Below are 18274 nucleotides of genomic sequence, written 5' to 3' on the forward strand. Positions count from 1 at the left end.
CGTGGGTGTGACGCAGCATCTGAAGGTGGGGACTGCGCAGTTTGTTGAGGCCGGGACAGAGATTCACTACCACGCTGGCGATAAGGTTGTGGTTGAGGGCGGCATGGAGCTGACGGCAAAGGCAGGCGGGAGCTTCGTCAAGGTTGACGCGGGCGGCGTGACCATCAGCGGCGCCGAGGTGAAGGTCAACACTGGCGGCTCGCCCGGCGTGGGGACCGGCATCGGGATTCTTGCTCCGCTGATTCCCGGACTGGCGGCGACTGACACGGCCGGCAACTTGATGGAACGGGCCAAAACCAATCCCACCTGGCTTGAACTGAACCTGCACTACGACAATCTCGAACCCGTACCCGGCGCGTCTTATCGCGTTGAATTCGCCGATGGTTCGACTCGCGAAGGTGTGCTCGACAGCGACGGATTCGCCCGGCTGGAAGACGTGCCAAAAGGCCCCGCGAAAGTCTATTACGGTGAAGACCCTCGTCCCTATGATCGTCCGGCAGTGGCCGTGGTTGACGCTTCTGACGACAAAATCGACGAAGATCTGCGAAAACTGGGTCTCGACCCCGCCACCGTTGATCTACAGGCATTGGTCGAAAAAGCCGCAGGGAGGCTGGCATGAGCGAACAAGCAAGCAGCAACGACGACCGCACCGGGGCTTATCAGGAAGCGGCTATCGAACTGGGCAAAGGCATTGCGATGGGTGCGGTGCCGTTTCTGGGCCAGGCCATTGACGTGTACGACACCATCGAGTCCGCCGTTCTGCTGTACAAATCGGACACGCCCGGAGCCAAGGAAGATGCCCAGTTCGACTTGCTCCTGGCAGTGATCGGCTGGATACCCGGCGCGGGTGACGGCTTGAAAAAAAGCATGCGTATCGTCAACCGCAACCCTCAACGATTCGCCCCGGTGTTGTTCGATCTGCTGCGGTTCGTTCTGCAAGAGTGCGGCATCAAGACCAGTCCGGAAGAACTCCTGTCACGTATTTTCAACGCCGGCAAACTGCGTGCGGAAATGGACGACATCATTTCCGCGATCAGAAGTTCCTCTGTTTACAAGGGCTCGCCGGGTTGGGTTCAAACCGCCGTGGTGACCGTCCTCGCTACCGCCCGAGACAACATGCCGGCGATGCTTGGCATTGTTGAAAAACGCCTGATCAAATGGAAAGGCATGCAGCGCAACAGCTCCGCCGCCTCGTCCGGCACCAGTCACCCACGGCGCGCGGAAAAACCCGCCAACCGCGATTCCTCCGTCGGCACTCAAGGCAAGGACGGCGCCAGCGGCACCCACTCCAACCGTGTCGAATCCTCCAAGGTCGGCGTACAGGCGCCTTCGAGCATTTTGAATGAAGGCTTGGGCGTCAGCGGCGAACATATCGCCGATTACATCTGCGCAGTCGAATTCGGTTGGGGCAAGGATTGGGATGGACATGACAAGGGGGCGGATGGCAAATGGCTGGAAGGGCTGCCGGGTGCCACGAAAACCGGAAAACTCTCTTCGGGAGGCAGCCCTAAAGCCAGGCATGTCCTTTACAAACTGTCTGACGGCGCCAATGGAACCGGTATCGACGCGGTCTGGCGCGCGAAGCCAGCGAACAATGGCGGCGAAAAATTCGCGATTGTCGAAGCGAAGGCGAGCCGCGAAGAAGATGCACCAAAATTCATGCGTAGAGCCAATAACACTCGAAAACCCGGCATCGCCTCCAAACTGGGAGAATCGGGCATATCGGGCGTAACGCGCATCGCCGACGCAAGCCAACTGCTTGAACCGATCGAAGATACCCCTGAGGCCGGTGCCAGCAAGCCCTCAACGTCGATGAGAACCGGAAAAAACAAACCACAGGCATCCAGCCGCTCACCCGCGCCCTCTGCCAAGATCAAAGAAATACTGGTTCAAATGAGCAGTCAGTGGATCACCCAAAACCTGAACAAGGCTGTGGCTGGTCGCGCACTTGCCGCACAGGTCCTGGCCTCTTACAGTCGCCATCTGTTTTATTCCCCGCTTTATCATTCCAGCGCAAGCCCGAAAGACCATGCCGAAGCGCGGTTTCAGAGTCTTGCAGAAAGCACCCATCGCACACACAAGGCGTTTCATTACAACGAAACCGAGGTGAAAGCGGCTGTAAACAAGCGCAAAAAATCCTTGGCAAAAAAATACGGTGCGAGGGACTCCCTCAAGCTTGAGGCATGACATCAATGAGCAAACGCCAGAAATTCTTCTCTGATCATCAGTACAACCACTTCCTGAAAGAACATGACGAAGTCATCGAGTTCTTCAAGACCAATCGTTTCAAATCCGACTCCGATGAAGAGGAAGCATCCCAGCGTGCCCGATACTTCCAAAGTCTGGCTTTGGACAAATTGTTGGCAACTTACACCGCAGGAATGGACGTTGAGTCTCTGGTTCCGTTACTTGAGGACCTGATCGAAAAATATGAAGTGCGCCAGCAAACCCTCGCCGACTTCGAAGGAGCGCCACAGATTTCTCCGTTGGCTATCGATGACTGGCCAGATCAGTACGAAGAAGCTGTGCAAGTAATCGGTCTGTGTATTCTGCTGCACCGTAACGACTTGCTCGTACGCTTTGTCAAAATGCTGGACAACGCAGGTTATGCCGGGGACGACACGCTATTCGAAGACCTGTTGAAGAAGGTGCTGCCCAACCGTCATGACGTTGACCAGTGGTATCACGACGTATACACCCCGCTAATACAAGCAATCTACGCCGACACGCGCGAAGAGGCGTCCGCCCTGCTGAAAAAGTATTGCCAGGGCTGGTACCCCGCTTTTAAACAAGCACCGTGGCACGACACTCATTTACAAGGAGAAGACGGCAATTACGTTGGCTATTGGGCAATCGAGGCCGCCGCCATCGCGTTTTTGTATGGCATCGACGACAGCAAAGTCGACCATATGGTTTATCCAAAAGATCTGGTCGACTATGCGAGAAATCACCAAAGCCCACGAGTGACACAAGTTGGCCGAATCGTTGCCGGCGATGCATGCAGCCGGACCGGCTATTGGTTCACTCCTGCTCAGGCGAACTCCCGCCGTCATTTCCAACAGGGTGAACTCATGCCGAAGATCAACGACTCCAATTGGGGCGATACGCTTTGGTATTGGTCGGGGGAAGTTTGAGGTGAAGTCCGTCCTTCAGGACGAAGGCTCGATCAGGGAGAGCTTGAACAAACTGAGTGAACAATCTGCGAACCTGACGTTTGAGCTACCCGATAACACCCCCGTTGTACGACTCGGGTTGATCGCAACCCTCTACTTCAAGGAAGGCTACTCGCTGCAAAGCAAACGCAATGTCATGCAATGCTTCACCCGATTCAAGGAAGAGTTCGGCCAGCATCTGAAGGGACAGTTCGACGACCGCTACAAGAAGCTGACAGATTCCGGATTCAGCAAAACCCAGGAAAAAATTCGCGAGTCAGGGCCGAACGAACAATACGAATGGCACATCAGCAGCGGCGCAACCGCGAACGAAGCTGCCGCGTACAGCCTGTCCGCATTGAACTCATTCGAGGTGCATGGCGATCAAAAACGCTCATACCTGAAGATGACATTGCCCTGGAGTTTCCTGAAAGAGCCCGACGGCGTCGCGCGCTTTCAAGAATGGCTGGTTTACTTGTGCGATCAGGTTGAAGCCGAACATGGCTACGGCGGACTTTCGAGCATACTGCCCTACGACTTCGATCGTTACATGCCCATGGAATTTCAACTGGCGCAGCAATATGTCGGTCTGGAAGTTGACTCAATGGTGCACAACTTCAAACGAGAACTGCTTGATCACATCAAAGGTGTCAACTGGTACACCATTGTTGGCACTCGATTTACCGAGCAACTGGGAGGCAAAGACGGATTACGCCACGTCTTCAGCGGACGTGGCGACGTCGAGATGCTGGATTATCAGGGCGGACTGATCATTCGCGCCGGCGCTTTACCCGAACTGGGCGCTATCCATGAACCTCTACCCGTCACCTATGTAGCGGTGAACCGTGTTTTGAAACAGCTTCGTAATCCAAAACCCGATCAACTGCACACTTATTCACCCTACGGTAACTGCTTCGCACAAGACAGTACCGAGCGCTGGTACGCGCGATTCGACCAAGACGATGCGCATTCGAAAACTCCAGCACGAATAGAGGCCGGTCAGCCTTGTAGCGCCGCAGGTTATTGGTTCAGCCCCGCACAGGCAAACTCCCGACGTTACTTCGATTTGGGGGAAATCATGCCGGGGTTCAGTGGCTCGAATTGGGGCGATACGCTTTGGTATTGGTCGGGGGAAGCGTGAGTGAATTCATCCGAGCAATCCGGCGCTTTTCAGTAGCTCCTGCAAGCCATTCGGCACCAATGGCGCCTGCTCGCTGAAGCTTGAGCTGTCATGCCAGCGCGCGGTGAAGGGCGCGCCGTCGCTTTCATGGCCATCGATCTGTGCGTGGTCGTAGACGCCTTGATCGACAAACGTCGCGTCGTATACCTGGACAATTTCGTGTCCCGGTTTGCCGTTGTAAACGAAAAGACTTTCGAGTGTGCCGAGCAGACGCATGTCCGTCATGGTCAGTCCCAACTCCTCCTGCACTTCACGCACGATGGTTTCGGCGCTCGTCTCGCCGAATTCGATACCGCCGCCGACGGGCCGAAAGCAGGTTTGCTGGCTGACCGGGTCGCGAAATTCGTTAACCAGAATTTTGCCGTTGTGATGAAAAACGCAAAGTGCGCGCGCGAATGCGGTGTTCGGCCATGACTGAAGTCCATTTACAGGTGTGGGGGCGCGGCATTTAAACATGCTTTGCGCGACACACCCGTGGACTTCACTGGTAATGGGTCGCCTCAGACCGGAGAAATCGTTGCGAGCAGGCCGATCAGAATGGTCAGTGTCAGAAAGCCACCCAGAAAAAACGCCATCTTGTTCATGTTGCTCTCCTCAATGCCGAGCTTGCGGTGCACTGGGCGCTTCGGGATGAAGAACTGCCGCGAGTGCCGAACCGTGGGGCTATTTTGAGCGGATGACTGAGCTGGTAACAGAGGCAGATCCAGTGAAAAAATACGGATCAGATGCGCATCTGATCCGCATGGGCCATGGGCCGATATTCAGATCGCGGCACAAGGGTTCAATTTCGGCGTGGTTGATCTAGAGTCATTGCCGTCGCGACAACAACAAGAAAAATCCTGGAGTGAACATGACCGACCTGAACCTGCAACCCAACGTCGCCGCATCGCTGGGCAAATGGCACGAAATGATCCGCACCGGCAACCTCAGCGCCCTGCCCGGCCTGCTCGACCCGCAAGCCGTGTTCCGCTCGCCGATGGCGCACACGCCTTATCCGGGCGCGCCAGTGGTGTCGATGATCCTCAATACCGTGTTCGAGGTGTTTGAAGACTTCACCTATCACCGTGAGCTGGCGACTGCCGATGGCTTGAATGTGATTCTGGAGTTCAGCGCCAAGGTGGGTTCGAAGGAGCTGAAAGGCATCGACATGATTCGCTTTGACGAGAACGGCAAGATTGTCGAGTTCGAGGTGATGGTGCGGCCGCTCAGCGGATTGCAGGCGTTGGGCGAAGAGATGGGGCGTCGCCTCGGCGCTTATCTGGCGTCTGCCAAAGCCTGAGCTCCAGAGCCATCCCGGTACCGACAACTGCGCCTTCCTGAACCTCAAAAACGGCAAAAGCCCCATTCCAATAAAATGCAATGGGGCTTTAATCAGCCTGTCAGTAAAAATGAACCAGTGCGTGTCATGGCCGCGATCTGGAGGAAAACTAAACCTCCAGATATTGAGGCATGCCACTTTCCTTCAGGAATTTACTGACATCAGTATCGCGCCCACTGAACCCCTCGGACTGCTTGGCTCTCGTAGAGGTGACGTGGAAATACTTAAAGCATTCACTGACGATTTCGCCCCATGATTTTTCATACTGGGCTTCATACCAGTCAAAGCCATGGCTAGGAACACATTCAGTACTATTGATAATCAGCCCATTGAGCAGGGGCAAGCCCGTCGCATTGCAGTAGTCGCCTAACTTCCCCGCATACCATCCGACTTGGCCATGTCCTAAACCGAAGGCATTCTCCAACTCTACATAGGTAACGCAGCGCTTCTGCTTTGCAACTTGGATCATGTACCTTACAAAACACTTGAATTTTTCTTCAGAGAAAGCCTGAACCTTTGCATTCATTTCTTTGATCCCTCAAACCGAGCAGGATTACGCCGAGCGTGATTATCGACAATGCTGGCTAATCGCGGCGTCGATGACAGCAATAATGTCACTCGATGTCATATCGATGTAGTACTTTCCAGGATCGCCACTGGAAGCAAAGTAAAGGCCTCCATCCTGCCATTTGTAGTTCCTGGCCCCAATCGTTACGACGCTCTTACTCCCCGAAACCAGATAGTCCTTCAGGTCCTGAAGCTCCTGACAATCCAGACTGAAACTAGTCGGCCCCCAATACGCTTGAAGATCAATTTGTGGCACGAAACACCTCCATCACCCGTAACTCTCCATAGGAACAAACTACGATGAGACCGCTCTGCTTTCTTCACTCGCTGCGGCCGCGCGGTCAAGAATAAGGGCAAAAAACATCAAAATGCCACTACTGACTGCTTTGCATGAATCAAACGTCCACAAAAAAACCCGCTGACCAGGCAGGCTCAGCGGGTTTTTCTTGCCTCAATCGACTTAAACGCCCAACCGCTCCGGCGGGGCAGTCAAATCACAGAGCCATGTCACGTGCAGCGTTTTCCTTCGGAGCTTCAGCCTTTTCAGCTGCAGGTGCGGCCGGAGCAGCCACCTGACCGATCACTGGAGGTGTCGGCAGTTCGAGGATCTTGGCGGTGTACGCCCACTCTGCAGCCACTTTGGCCGGATCGCTGTTCAGCTGAGTGCCGTAGCTTGGCACGATCTGGTGCAGCTTGGATTGCCACTCTGGGGTTGCGACTTTGTCTTTGAAGACTTTCTGCAGCACGCTCAGCATGATCGGTGCAGCGGTCGACGCGCCTGGCGATGCGCCCAGCAGGCCGGCGATGGAGCCGTCTTGTGCGGCAACGATTTCGGTGCCCAGTTTCAGCACGCCGCCAGCGGCTTCATCACGCTTGATGATTTGCACGCGTTGGCCGGCTTGCCACAGGCGCCAGTCTTCGGCTTTGGCGTTCGGGAAGTATTCCTTCAGCGCGTTCATGCGGTCTTCATCCGACAGCATCAGTTGACCAGCCAGGTACTCGACCAGCGGGTATTCCTTGATGCCGACCTTGGTCATAGGCCAGATGTTGTGGGTGGTGGTGCTGGTCAACAGGTCCAGGTACGAGCCTTCCTTGAGGAACTTGGTGCTGAAGGTCGCGAATGGGCCAAACAGGATGACGCGCTTGCCGTCCAGGACACGGGTGTCCAGGTGCGGAACGGACATCGGTGGTGCGCCAACCGAGGCTTTACCGTAGGCCTTGGCCAGGTGCTGTTCAGCGATGGCCGGGTTATCGGTCACCAGGAACGAGCCGCCTACCGGGAAGCCAGCGTATTCCTTGGCTTCAGGAATGCCCGACTTCTGCAGCAGGTGCAGTGCACCGCCGCCCGCGCCGATGAACACGAACTTGGCGTCGGTTTCGGTTTTAGTGCCGTCTTTCAGGTTTTTGTAGCTGACGCGCCAAGTGCCATCGGCATTCTTGGTGATGTCCTGGACTTCGCTCGACAGTTTCAGATCGAAGTTCGGCTTGGTCTGCAGGTACGTGGCGAACTGGCGGGTGATTTCGCCGAAGTTCATGTCGGTACCCAGCGGGCTCCAGGTGGCCGCGATTTTCTGGTTCGGGTCACGCCCTTCCATCATCAGCGGGACCCACTTCTTGATCACAGCCGGGTCTTCGGAGTACTGCATGCCGGCAAACAGCGGGCTCGCTTGCAGGGCTTCGTAGCGCTTTTTCAGGAACTTGATGTTGTCATCGCCCCACACAAAGCTCATGTGCGGAGTGGTGTTGATGAACGAGCGAGGGTTCTTCAGAACGCCTTGCTGAACCTGCCAGGCCCAGAACTGACGGGAGACCTGGAACGCTTCGTTGATCTCGACGGCTTTCGGGATCGTTACGTTGCCTTTGTCGTCTTCCGGGGTGTAGTTCAGCTCGGCAAGTGCCGAGTGACCGGTACCGGCGTTGTTCCAGCCGTTGGAGCTTTCGAGGGCGACGCCGTCGAGGCGCTCGACCATTTCCATCGACCAGCTTGGCTCCAGCTCATTGATCCACACACCGAGGGTGGTGCTCATGATGCCGCCGCCGATCAGCAGCACGTCGACTTTCTTTGCTTCGTCAGCATTGGCGGATGTCATCCCCATCGCCAAAGCCAGACCCAGCAGGGCTGTGTTCACTTTTTTAAACATCTGTTGCACCTATGATAAAACGCCTTCCGCCCGCCGCTGTTATCTGCATGCGATCCGCTTTGATGACGCTCAGGCTAGCGTCGCAGATTCCGGCACACTTCAATTTTGACGGGTGGGCACACAAGGCCGACATGCTGCATCGACCTCAGTTAATGTCCCTTCTGAACTGACTTCTTATCATTATTGGCTCAGCTACTTGAGCGACAGGGATTCCGTCGGCCCGCCCGCAGGCAAGCAAACTGAATAAGGTCAAACCAAGTTGGCGCGAAGAATATCACGTCAGGGCAAACCCGCGCGTCTGTTCCCGACTTGAGAGTCTTTTTCCGCTCAGGGACTTATCGGCCGGCGAAGGCTGAACATGACCCCGACGATCAGCGCCTTGAAGCAGTGCCTTATCCATTCATTATCTGCTAGGTTGTACGATGACTGACGAAGCAGTCATCACTCATAACAACAAGGAAACACATGTCATGACCAAGACCCGACTCCTGATCGGCTTTCTCTGTGCCTTCAACGGCTACGCCATGGCCGCGTCTGCCCCGGCGGAAAAAGATGTCGCCCAAGCGGTGGATCATCTGACCCAGGCGATGCTGCACAAGGACATCGCCGAACTGAATGCACTCACCGCGCCCAACCTGACCTACGGCCATTCCAGCGGCAAGATTCAGGACAAGAAGGAGTTTATTGCCGATATCGAAACCGGCAAGAGCGCGTTCAAGACCCTGCAAATGCAGAATCAGACCATCACCCTGTCCGGCGATACCGCGCTGGTGCGCCACCACTTTTCCGCGCAGGCGTTGAAGGGGACCGAGGTGATACCAACGGAGATCGAGAATTTTCAGATCTGGCAGAAGCAGGATGGCAAGTGGTTGCTGGTGGGGCGGCAGGCGTTCAAGTTTTGATTGTGTGAATTTATCCAGCATTAGTGTTGGTTGAACTGACCTCTTCGCGAGCAAGCTCGCTCCCACAGCGTTCGGTGGCGCAGCGAATATTGCATTTACACCACGAAACCTGTGGGAGCGAGCCTGCTCGCGAAGGCTGCAGCCCTGACAATACGAATCGTCCTGATTACAGCCGAAACCGATCCACCGACTGCGCCAACTGCGCTGCCAGACTCGACAATTCATCGGTGGTATTTGCCGTTTGCCCAATCACCCGGCTGTTGCCCTCGGACATCCCGGCAATCATTTCCACCTGATGGGCAATCTCGTTACTGGCCTGGCTCTGCTCGCCGATCGTGCGGGTGATGTCGTTGACCAGTTGTGTCGTGCTCAACGTCGCCTCGAGAATTTCGCGGATGGCCCGCTCGACATCCGCCGTCACCGCCATGCCCTTGTCGACCTGCGCGACCCCCGCCTCCATGCTGCTGACCGCCTCGCGGGTGCTGTGTTGAATGCGCGCGACCATCGCGGCGATTTCCTGGGTCGAGGCGCTGGTGCGCGCCGCCAGGCTGCGTACTTCGTCAGCCACCACCGCAAAGCCCCGGCCCTGTTCCCCGGCCCGGGCCGCTTCAATGGCGGCGTTGAGCGCCAGCAGGTTGGTCTGGTCGGCAATGCTCTTGATCACCTGAATGATGTTGAAAATGGCTTCTGATTCCTGATCCAGCGTGCGGATCACCTGCGCCGACTGTTGCGCTGATCGGGCGATATCGTCCATATCACTGACCACCTGATGAATCACTCCACCGCCCTCCTTGGCCAGGGTTTCGGCTTGATTGGCCATGCTCAGGGCCCGTTCGGCGTGGCGGGTGATGTCCTCGATGCTCGCGGTCATCTGGCTGGCGGCCGCCGCCATGGTGCCGGCCGCCACGCTTTGCTGCTGGCTGCTGTCGGCAACCTGATGGCAGCCGTGGCTGAGTTGTTCGCTCATGCCACTGACGCCGTGAGCATTGCGCCGGACCACATCGATCATGTTGCGCAAGTCGCGCTGCATGGTCGCCAGCGTGCGAATCAAGACACTGGCTTCGTCCTTGCCGGACGGCTCGGCGATCGGCTCGCTGAGGTTGCCGTGGGCGATGCTTTCGGCGATGCGACTGGCAGTTTTCAACGGCCCCATGATGCTCAGAATGACCCAGCGCCCCTGTATCAAGAGCAGCACGAGACTGGCGAGCAACACGACGCCGAGCGCAACGTTGGCATTGCGGATAGCGGCTTCGGTTCCTGCGCTGGTCTGCCGCGTATTGGATTCGATCAACTCGCTCAACGCGGCCATTTGCTCTTCCAACTGGCCAAACGCTGTGTTGAAGGTGCCCAATTCCTGTTGAGCGGCATCAGGGTTGTCCAGCGCCAACCCGACAATCCGTTCGCCCGCGTTGATGTAGGTGTCGAGACCGGGTTTGATGTGTTCCAGCGCCGTGCGCAGTGTCGGGTTGATCGGCAACTTGAGGTTTTCTTCGAGCACCTCACGAAAATGCCCGGCATGCTCGTTGATCGAATCGCGCACCTCGCTCGCCGTGTTGGTGCTTTTGCCCAGCCCGACCAGCATCGCCGAGTAGACATCGGCGCGCAGGGCGTCGTGCATCATGTCGGCTTCCATGTGATTGCGCAGCGCGCTCATGCTGACCGCGTTATCACTGACCGCCGAGGCCATCCGCTGATTGCCGACGTAACTGACCAGACTCACGATCAACGCCGTCAACAGACTTGTCACAATCAGCAACACTAAACGAAGTTTGATCGACACCTTGGTTTTCTCCTTGGCCACGCGCCGCAAGCGCCCGTCAGACCTTCAGTTAAGCCTATTTGTGCAGGTCTGCCGGGCCAGAGCGTGTCGGTACTGCACACGCGGCGACGGAAAAAGTCGCCATCAAGGCGCTGGCGGTGATCGCATGCCTGCGGGGTGATCTGAACCGTCGCAGTCTGAAGGCCGGGCAACCCGCCATGGCGTTGACCGCGTCTGTCTTGCAATAACGCAGACTTTCCAGCCCCACGGAACTCCCGCGCACCGCGCCCCTCTCACATTATGTAGTCCTTCCCTTTTTGCTTCGCGCTTGTGGAGGAACACCGTCATGCGCAAGTTAGTGCTCGTTTCTTCTTTACTCTTATGCCTGCCGGTCGGTTCGGCGCTGGCCCGCGTTGATGCGGGTGATGTCGCCACTTCGGCAGGTGTCTCCGCGTCGCTGTACTCGACCTTCAAGGATCACAAAATGGTGATTCCGGCCCGTGACGACTTATCTGCATTTGTCGCCAGTGGCGGGGCCATTCGTGGGGTTTATCTTGAATCAGTGCTGCAACAGGTTCGCCAGGACAATCCCGGCCTGAACGCCAGCGATGAAGATCTCGCCAACGCGATTCTGGTGCATTACGAAGGCCTGAATCAGTAGCCGTCACGGATAAAGCAGCCGATGGATGGCCGCTGACGGCGCATAGGCAAAACTGTCCGACGGCCTCTATGATGGAGGCCATGACGACTTCTGTGCCCTTGCGCTCACCCTGCCCGCCCGGCGCCTGCATTTGCGGGCGCGACCCGTTGCTGGAGACACCCGGCGCGGATTTGCGCATCCTGCGCCTGACCCGCGAGGAAGAAAAAGTCCTGCTGGCGCGGCTGGAAAAACTCAAAGACCTCGCCGATCTCGAACACCTGAAAAAACGCATGTATGAACAACTGGGATTGCGCGTCGAAGTCGCCCCCGGATTCAACGAAGTCCGCACCATGCGCGGCATCGCCATTCAGATCGACGAGTTACCGGGCCTGTGCCGCAAGACCCGCGCAGCGATTCCGGCCGCCATCCGTCGCGGCCTGGAAAATCACCCCGAAATTGCCTTCGAACTGCTCAACGCCCACGACTTGCTGCGCGACACCTGATCACTTTTTCAGCCCCAGGCGTTTGCGCATCTCGGCCGTGATGCTCTGGCGGGTTTTCTTCATGTCGGCCCATGGCTCGTCGCCAACCTCCACCAACCGCTCATGAACGTTGTGCACGTTCCACTGATTGCCACCCTTGATCTCGGCGACCTCCTCGCGAAACAGCGGCACCGACACCGGCAGACCTTCGCGGGTACGCGTGGCGTAAGCGCAGATGGTGGTGGCGCCCAGACCGTTACGCAGGTAATCGATAAAGATCCGCCCGACGCGGTTTTTCGGCCCGGACACCGCCGAAAACCGCTCCGGCAACAGCTTGGCAATATGATTGACGATGGCGTGGCTGAAGTCCTTGACCTCCTCCCAGCCAAGCTTGCGGGTTAGCGGCACGACCAGGTGAATACCCTTGCCACCACTGGTTTTAAGGAACGCTTTCAAACCCAATTCATCGAGCACGGTCAATGTCAGCGCCGTCGCTTCGACCATGCTTTTCCACGGCAGCGCCGGATCCGGGTCGAGGTCGAGGACGAAGCGATCGGGCTTGTCCAGATCGACCGTGGTCGCATTCCAGGTGTGCAGCTCGACGGTGCTCATCTGCACCGCGCCGATCAGTGCTTCGGCGTTGTTGATCAGCATCACCGGTTGTCCGGTGACGTCCTTGTCCAGCGTGGTGATGCCGGGGATCGCCAGACGTTCGGCGTTTTTCTGGAAGAACAGTTCGCCGGCGATGCCGTCCGGGGCACGCACCAGGGCCACTGGCCGATCCTTGAGCTGCGGCAGGATCCATTCGGCGACGCTGGCGTAGTACTCGGCCAGTTGTATTTTGGTGGTGCCGCTGACCGCGTCGATCACCCGATCAGGGTGAGTGATGCGCACCTTGCCGTTGGCCAGTCCGAGTTGTGACGGTGCGGTGTCGGTGTTACTGGCCGGAGATTTTTTCGTCGGCGTCTTCGTGGCGGTTTTCGTTTCTGGAGTCTTCACGGATTTCACTCGCTCCTCAGTGATGTCCTTGGCCGGTTTGTCATCGCGCAAGCCATGAAACACGGCGTGGCGCACCGAACCGTCCTTGGTCATTTCGGCAAATGCGACTTCTGCCAGCAGTTTCGGCTTCAGCCAGTGCACACCTTTGACCTCGAAGCCGCTGGGTGGATTGACCACCGCCGCCTTCTTCACCTGCAAGGGTTTGAGTTGGGCCAGAATGCTTTTCAACGTTGATTCGTTGAAACCGGTGCCGACCTTGCCGGCGTAGCGCAATTCGCCGCTGTCGCGATCGTGCAGCCCCAACAGCAATGCGCCGAAGGCACTGCGCGAACCTTTCGGGTCGGTGTAGCCGACGACCACGAACTCCTGACGATGCTTGCACTTGAGCTTGATCCAGTCGCCACTGCGCCGCGACACATACGGCGAGCCGAGGCGTTTGCCGATCAGGCCTTCCATCTGCATCTGGCAGGCGCTGTTGAGCAGTGCATCCGGGGTTTCGTCGAAGGCTTCAGAGAAACGCAACAACGGTTGCTCATGACTGCCGAGCACCGTGGCCAGCGCAGCGCGACGCTCTTCGACCGGTACTTCACGCAGGTCGACGCCGTTGAGATACGGCAGATCAAACAGGTAGTAGAGGATGTTGCCGCTACGCCCGGCTTCGAAGGCATTCTGCAGGGCCTGAAAATCCGGCACGCCTTGTTCATTGGCGACGACCATTTCACCGTCCAGCCAAGCCGACTCAAGACCGAGCCCCGCCAGGGCTGCGGCTTGTTGCGGCAATTTGTGCGTCCAGTCGTGACCGTTGCGGGTGAACAGTTGCACCTGATCATGATCAATGCGCGCCATGATCCGGTAGCCGTCGAATTTGATCTCGTAACTCCACTGCCCTTCCGGTGCGCTGTCGACCAACGTGGCCAGTTCCGGCTTGAGCTGCGCCGGCAGTTTGGCCTTGTGCGCGCCGGTGAGTTTGCCGGTCGCGGCTTTGCGCGTCTTGGCCGGGGGCTTTTTCAGCGGTTTACTTTGTTCGGCGGCCAGTTTGGGCTGGGTGACAAGTGTGCGTTCGCTCAGCACGCTGTCCGGCTCGGCGACCAATACATCGTAATCATCTTGCGGACGAGCGGCGCTGTCCTGATGCTTGATCAGAAACCAGTTCTCCTTCTTGCCCGGCATGTGCGTGCGCACCAGATTCCAGATGCCGCCGAGCTTTTCGCCTTGCAGCTCGAACTTGAGCTTGCCCTTGGCGTAGGCCTTGTGCGGATCTTCCAGCGGAATCCACACACCGCGATCCCAGACGATCACATCGCCAGCACCGTAATGCCCTTCGGGGATGCTGCCCTCGAACGTCGCGTAATCCAGCGGATGATCCTCGACATGCACCGCCAGACGTTTGACCTTGGGGTCGAGCGACGGCCCTTTCGGCACCGCCCAGCTCTTCAAGGCGCCATCGAGTTCCAGACGAAAGTCATAGTGCAGGTGCGAAGCGTCGTGCTTCTGGATGCAGAACTGCAACGCGTGATCCGTGGCGGTTTCACGCCCGGAGCGCTTGACGGCGGCCGGCTCAGACGTCGCCGAGAAGTCGCGCATGCGGTTGTAGTCGTCAAGGTTTCTGCTCATTGCGCACCTGCCTTGCTTCAGCCAATTCGGGTCACGGTCAACGCCACCACGGCGATCCGGTCGACCCGTTGATAACCGGGGTTGAGCAGCTCCTCGCCGAAGACATCCGGATCAAGTTCGCGATACGTCCAGCCGAAGCGCTGTTCATCGAGTCGCGGCAGCACGGTGTCAAGAAACGGATCGCGACCATCAACCATCGCCACGCCGGTATAAAGCAGCAACGAGCCGCCAGGTGCCAGCCGATTCAGCGCCTGCTCGACGATGCGCAGCGACAGCCCCGCCCCCAGCGTGCCGCCACCGTGGCGATAGGCGCGTTCCGCTGGATCGGCCATGTACGGCGGGTTGGCGACGATCAGGTCGAACTCACCGTCAACGCCTTGCAACAGATCACTGGCGCGCACTTCGACGTTGCCGACTTCTGCCAGCGCCGCATTGATCGCAGTCAGACGCAGCGCTGCAGGGTTGATGTCCAGCGCCAGCACTTGTGCCTCGCGACGGGCACGGCCGATCACAATCGCACCGACGCCAGCGCCACAGCCAATGTCCACCGCGCGATGGATCGGCGCGAAATTCTGTTGCAGGTGAGCGTGGATCAGTTGCGCAAAACGGTAGGTGTCGGGGCCGAAAAACACCGCATCAGCAGCCTCGGTAGGGAACGCCGAATGCACGAACAGCAAATCATCCAGGCTTGACCAGCGCACGCGACTTTTCAACTGACCTTCGTAGGTATCAATGACCTGAGCGTCTTGCAGCTGCCGCTGTTCATCGGCCGACAACAACCCCGGTGCGAACGGACGCGACCAACCGAATACATCGCGCAAGGAGTCGGCCATCTGACCCTCGTCACGCTGGTTGACCCGTTGATGGGTCAACGGCGTCGGGGTGACGAACCGATATCCGTCTGCCAACAAGCGCCGGCCCAGTTGCAGCAGCACGAGGTCGTTGGTACAGAGTTGTTCTTCCTGATTCATCGGCGATGTCCTTAAGGCAAACGGGATTTGAGTTCGATAAAACGGCGGGTGGCGAGCAGTCCGGCCGGATGTGCATGGCGGGCCGGCGCGAGCCAGGGGATCAGAATCGCCATCTGCGCCAATCCGTCCCGACCTTGCAGCGCGGCGTTGAGCGCCTGTACGTCGGGATCCTGTTCAAGCCCTTCGATGGGCGCTGCGGGATGACTGTGCCGCCGAACAGCTTTCGCTTTATCCGATGGTGTCCAGTCGCCGGCAATCCAGTCGTGCACCAGTTGTTTTTCGTAGGTATTGAACACGCCAAACATCGCCGCACCGTCGCCCGCGATCAGTTGCCAAAAACGGCTGGTCTGCGGGTCTTCGTGGCGTTTGATCCAGCCCTTGTTCTGCAACGCTTGAAGAAAACCGGGCAATTGTTCCGGTGCAGCCAGCCACTGATTGACGGTCTGCCCTTCGAAGCGGCAGTAATCGGAGTGCATGTGCTGGGCGAATGGGCACTTGCGCTCGAGCATCGCCAGCAACTCGTGCTCTAGGTCGAAACCCTCGATGATTGCGCGACTGCCCTGCCCCAGGTCGTTGAGCCGATAGCCCAGCGATACCCGGCGTAGAAACTCGGTGCGATCGGCTTCAAGCGGTAGTAGATCGAGCGCTGCTTGCACGGCTTTTTGTGCATGGCCGGTGCTGGCGTTGTCGATGGTCACATGCAGGGTGAAATAGTACGGATCGATGCCCAGCTCACTGAGTTCGTAACTGCTGATCAACAGGTGCAACGGCAGTTGTTCATAGCCGAGGTTGTAGCCGATCACCTCGGGCAAATAATCAGCACCACAGACACCGAGTGCCAGTTGTATCGCGCCTTGCAGGTAGCGTTCATCGTCGATGGCGCTACTGTCCTGCAGATCGTGCTCGGCGAGCAATTTCTGGTAAATCACCACGTGGTTCTGCGCCGGATTGCCTTCGCCCAGTTCTTCCAGAAAGGTGCGCAGCAAGCCTTGTAAACGCGGGTCCTGCCAGCGCGGCAGCAGGCCAGAAAGCCAGGCACCATCAACCAGTTTGGTCGGCGCTACCGCTTGCAGGAAATACAACGCCTGCGCCTTGCCACGGAAAAATTGCCGAGGCCCACCGGCCTTGCGCTGTTGCAGATAGTCGGCGTATTGCCGGGCGACATCGGCGCAATGTTCGGCTACCCATGCGTGCCACGTCGCGGGATCTTCGGGCAGGGAATCGGAGAGTTGCGCGGCGTGTTGCAGTTGCTCCTGCAAAAACGTCCGCGCAAGGTCCTGTGAATTGTCATCGCGCAACAGCGCATCATAGACCTGCCGAATGCTTCCGGCGGCGTTCATCACATGCGGTTGGTCAGGCGCAGCCTGCAGGTGTGTCAGGACAGTCATGGCAAAATTCTCGGTCGATTGGCAGGGCGCTGTTCCACACGCCTCTACAGCAGCAGAGAGCCAGCGCCTGCGAAAAATTCAATCGACGTGAAAATTGCCCGGACGGACGGCGAAGCAGCTCCTTGGCGGAGCTGCTGGTGGCAATGATTTTTTAACGTGACTTCAGGCCTGACCTTTGGCCTGCTGTTCCAGATGCACCTGCAAGTCCGGATCGATCTGCAAGGCTGCTGCCAACTCATCAAGATAACTGCGCTCGGCGTTCTGCTGGTCGTCCACGAGGATTACGCTGACCAGATACATTTCAGCGGCCATGGCCGGATCGCCTTTGGCCGCCTGCGCGACTTCGTTGGCGTCCAGCGGTTTCGAGACTTCGTCCTCAAACCATTGCTGCAATTGTGGGTCGTCGGTGTGTTTGCTGATTTCCCCATTGATCAACTGTTGTTCCCGGGCGTCGATCTCACCGTCAGCCTTGGCCGCCGCGATCAACGCACGAAGCACCGCGTGGCTGTGTTCTTCGATGTCCGGGCCTGCAAGGAGATTCGCGGTCTGGGGAATCTGTTGCGGGGCCGCGCTAGCCTGGCTGCGTTGCCAGGCCTGATATGCCTGAAACGCCATCATCCCTAGCGACGCCAGCGCCGCATAATTGGTCCCGCCGGAACGACTTTGCGTGCCGCCCCCACCGCCCAGAGCCCCACCCAATGCGCCGCCGAGACCACCACCGGCACCGCCGCCGAGCAAACCACCGAGCAAGCCGCCCAAGCCGCCAAGTCCACCGGCGGAGCCACCGCTGCTGCCCGCGCCCGAGCCGCCACCGAGCAGTCCACCCAGCAACCCACCTAAACCGCCCAACCCGCCAGCCGGGTTTGCAGATTGTTGTCCCGTCGAGGCCTGGCCTCGCAGCAGTTGTTCAAGCAAATCGCTGGTGTTCATGACGTCATCCTCAAGCATTGGCAGTGACTGCGTCTGGCAACAATAGACCCCGGCAGCCATAGCGCCAGCACCGTTTGGCTGACACCCAATGCTCCGATGGATTTCGCCCGCGTATTTTTTCGCCGGCCAGCTAAGATTGATCAATGGTGAACCTTATCCCGGCCAGACCGGTCGATAGCTGCAACCCCGACCCGGTTTGCCGGCGCCCTTGTTGCCCAAGGGTGATACCCG

The 18274-nt window shown here is 58.0% G+C and carries 15 protein-coding genes and 3 pseudogenes; 8 read left to right on the forward strand and 10 right to left on the reverse strand.

Annotated features, from left to right (window positions below):
* The 4 genes and pseudogenes from ACWR1S_RS22975 to ACWR1S_RS22990 all read left to right on the forward strand — a co-directional run.
* Nucleotides 1-619, forward strand: a pseudogene (locus ACWR1S_RS22975) (type VI secretion system tip protein VgrG); the annotation flags it as partial.
* Nucleotides 616-2187 (forward strand): hypothetical protein, encoded by a 1572-nt coding sequence (locus ACWR1S_RS22980; protein WP_454565110.1) that lies wholly within the window; start codon nucleotides 616-618, stop codon nucleotides 2185-2187. The pseudogene ACWR1S_RS22975 and the gene ACWR1S_RS22980, both read left to right, overlap by 4 nt.
* A gap of 5 nt (nucleotides 2188-2192) precedes the next feature.
* The gene (locus tag ACWR1S_RS22985) at nucleotides 2193-3134 is read left to right on the forward strand and encodes a PoNe immunity protein domain-containing protein (protein WP_454565111.1); all 942 of its coding nucleotides are present in this window, start codon (nucleotides 2193-2195) and stop codon (nucleotides 3132-3134) included.
* Between the two features lies 1 nt (nucleotide 3135).
* Entirely contained in the window at nucleotides 3136-4293 is a 1158-nt protein-coding gene (locus ACWR1S_RS22990) for a type VI immunity family protein (protein WP_454565112.1), read from the forward strand.
* A gap of 6 nt (nucleotides 4294-4299) precedes the next feature.
* Here the strand turns inward: ACWR1S_RS22990 and ACWR1S_RS22995 are convergent.
* Nucleotides 4300-4744, reverse strand: a pseudogene (locus ACWR1S_RS22995) (NUDIX hydrolase).
* Nucleotides 4745-5182: 438 nt separating this feature from the next.
* Between ACWR1S_RS22995 and ACWR1S_RS23000 the strand changes: the two are divergent.
* Complete coding sequence (locus ACWR1S_RS23000; RefSeq protein ID WP_454565113.1) at nucleotides 5183-5611, forward strand: nuclear transport factor 2 family protein; 429 nt, start codon at nucleotides 5183-5185, stop codon at nucleotides 5609-5611.
* A gap of 148 nt (nucleotides 5612-5759) precedes the next feature.
* On the opposite strand, the gene ACWR1S_RS23005 is transcribed toward ACWR1S_RS23000, so the two are convergent.
* The 3 genes from ACWR1S_RS23005 to mqo form a co-directional block, all read right to left on the reverse strand.
* Nucleotides 5760-6176 (reverse strand): hypothetical protein, encoded by a 417-nt coding sequence (locus ACWR1S_RS23005; RefSeq protein ID WP_454565114.1) that lies wholly within the window; start codon nucleotides 6174-6176, stop codon nucleotides 5760-5762.
* A gap of 42 nt (nucleotides 6177-6218) precedes the next feature.
* Complete coding sequence (locus ACWR1S_RS23010; RefSeq protein WP_454565115.1) at nucleotides 6219-6473, reverse strand: hypothetical protein; 255 nt, start codon at nucleotides 6471-6473, stop codon at nucleotides 6219-6221.
* A 238-nt stretch (nucleotides 6474-6711) separates the two neighbouring features.
* On the reverse strand, nucleotides 6712-8358 hold the full coding sequence (mqo, locus tag ACWR1S_RS23015) for a malate dehydrogenase (quinone) (RefSeq protein ID WP_242206495.1): 1647 nt from the start codon (nucleotides 8356-8358) through the stop codon (nucleotides 6712-6714).
* Between the two features lie 470 nt (nucleotides 8359-8828).
* Between mqo and ACWR1S_RS23020 the strand changes: the two genes are divergently transcribed.
* The gene (locus ACWR1S_RS23020; RefSeq protein ID WP_454565116.1) at nucleotides 8829-9260 is read left to right on the forward strand and encodes a nuclear transport factor 2 family protein; all 432 of its coding nucleotides are present in this window, start codon (nucleotides 8829-8831) and stop codon (nucleotides 9258-9260) included.
* A 166-nt stretch (nucleotides 9261-9426) separates the two neighbouring features.
* On the opposite strand, the gene ACWR1S_RS23025 is transcribed toward ACWR1S_RS23020, so the two are convergent.
* Entirely contained in the window at nucleotides 9427-10290 is an 864-nt protein-coding gene (locus ACWR1S_RS23025) for a methyl-accepting chemotaxis protein (protein ID WP_454565151.1), read from the reverse strand.
* Nucleotides 10285-11061 (reverse strand): annotated as a pseudogene (locus ACWR1S_RS23030) (MCP four helix bundle domain-containing protein); the annotation flags it as partial. The pseudogene ACWR1S_RS23030 and the gene ACWR1S_RS23025, both read right to left, overlap by 6 nt.
* A gap of 304 nt (nucleotides 11062-11365) precedes the next feature.
* Here ACWR1S_RS23030 and ACWR1S_RS23035 point away from each other — a divergent pair.
* Both ACWR1S_RS23035 and ACWR1S_RS23040 read left to right on the forward strand, forming a co-directional pair.
* Entirely contained in the window at nucleotides 11366-11680 is a 315-nt protein-coding gene (locus tag ACWR1S_RS23035; protein ID WP_122594408.1) for a DUF2388 domain-containing protein, read from the forward strand.
* A gap of 80 nt (nucleotides 11681-11760) precedes the next feature.
* Nucleotides 11761-12162 carry a hypothetical protein gene (locus ACWR1S_RS23040; RefSeq protein ID WP_454565117.1) on the forward strand — a complete coding sequence of 134 codons (402 nt, stop codon included), beginning with the start codon at nucleotides 11761-11763 and terminating at the stop codon, nucleotides 12160-12162.
* On the opposite strand, the gene ligD is transcribed toward ACWR1S_RS23040, so the two are convergent.
* The 4 genes from ligD to ACWR1S_RS23060 form a co-directional block, all read right to left on the reverse strand.
* Nucleotides 12163-14754 (reverse strand): DNA ligase D, encoded by a 2592-nt coding sequence (ligD, locus tag ACWR1S_RS23045; protein ID WP_454565118.1) that lies wholly within the window; start codon nucleotides 14752-14754, stop codon nucleotides 12163-12165.
* A 17-nt stretch (nucleotides 14755-14771) separates the two neighbouring features.
* Complete coding sequence (locus ACWR1S_RS23050) at nucleotides 14772-15725, reverse strand: methyltransferase (protein WP_180699500.1); 954 nt, start codon at nucleotides 15723-15725, stop codon at nucleotides 14772-14774.
* Nucleotides 15726-15736: 11 nt separating this feature from the next.
* A complete protein-coding gene (locus ACWR1S_RS23055; protein WP_454565119.1) occupies nucleotides 15737-17113 on the reverse strand; it encodes an iron-containing redox enzyme family protein in 1377 nt (458 codons plus the stop codon).
* A gap of 162 nt (nucleotides 17114-17275) precedes the next feature.
* Nucleotides 17276-18043 (reverse strand): tellurite resistance TerB family protein, encoded by a 768-nt coding sequence (locus ACWR1S_RS23060; protein ID WP_454565120.1) that lies wholly within the window; start codon nucleotides 18041-18043, stop codon nucleotides 17276-17278.
* Nucleotides 18044-18274: the final 231 nt, after the last annotated feature.

This window comes from Pseudomonas sp. AIG, assembly GCF_977020205.1.

What these genes read in the sequence shown, in the direction of transcription:
- ACWR1S_RS23050 (WP_180699500.1), bottom strand. Translation starts at nt 15,725, where the DNA reads ATGAATCAGGAAGAACAACTCTGTACCAACGACCTCGTGCTGCTGCAA.
- ACWR1S_RS23025 (WP_454565151.1), bottom strand. Translation starts at nt 10,290, where the DNA reads ATGCAGCGCGACTTGCGCAACATGATCGATGTGGTCCGGCGCAATGCT.
- mqo (WP_242206495.1), bottom strand. Translation starts at nt 8,358, where the DNA reads ATGTTTAAAAAAGTGAACACAGCCCTGCTGGGTCTGGCTTTGGCGATG.
- ACWR1S_RS23000 (WP_454565113.1), top strand. Translation starts at nt 5,183, where the DNA reads ATGACCGACCTGAACCTGCAACCCAACGTCGCCGCATCGCTGGGCAAA.
- ACWR1S_RS23055 (WP_454565119.1), bottom strand. Translation starts at nt 17,113, where the DNA reads ATGACTGTCCTGACACACCTGCAGGCTGCGCCTGACCAACCGCATGTG.
- ACWR1S_RS23005 (WP_454565114.1), bottom strand. Translation starts at nt 6,176, where the DNA reads ATGAATGCAAAGGTTCAGGCTTTCTCTGAAGAAAAATTCAAGTGTTTT.
- ACWR1S_RS22985 (WP_454565111.1), top strand. Translation starts at nt 2,193, where the DNA reads ATGAGCAAACGCCAGAAATTCTTCTCTGATCATCAGTACAACCACTTC.
- ACWR1S_RS23020 (WP_454565116.1), top strand. Translation starts at nt 8,829, where the DNA reads ATGACCAAGACCCGACTCCTGATCGGCTTTCTCTGTGCCTTCAACGGC.
- ligD (WP_454565118.1), bottom strand. Translation starts at nt 14,754, where the DNA reads ATGAGCAGAAACCTTGACGACTACAACCGCATGCGCGACTTCTCGGCG.
- ACWR1S_RS22980 (WP_454565110.1), top strand. Translation starts at nt 616, where the DNA reads ATGAGCGAACAAGCAAGCAGCAACGACGACCGCACCGGGGCTTATCAG.
- ACWR1S_RS23060 (WP_454565120.1), bottom strand. Translation starts at nt 18,043, where the DNA reads ATGAACACCAGCGATTTGCTTGAACAACTGCTGCGAGGCCAGGCCTCG.
- ACWR1S_RS23040 (WP_454565117.1), top strand. Translation starts at nt 11,761, where the DNA reads ATGACGACTTCTGTGCCCTTGCGCTCACCCTGCCCGCCCGGCGCCTGC.
- ACWR1S_RS23035 (WP_122594408.1), top strand. Translation starts at nt 11,366, where the DNA reads ATGCGCAAGTTAGTGCTCGTTTCTTCTTTACTCTTATGCCTGCCGGTC.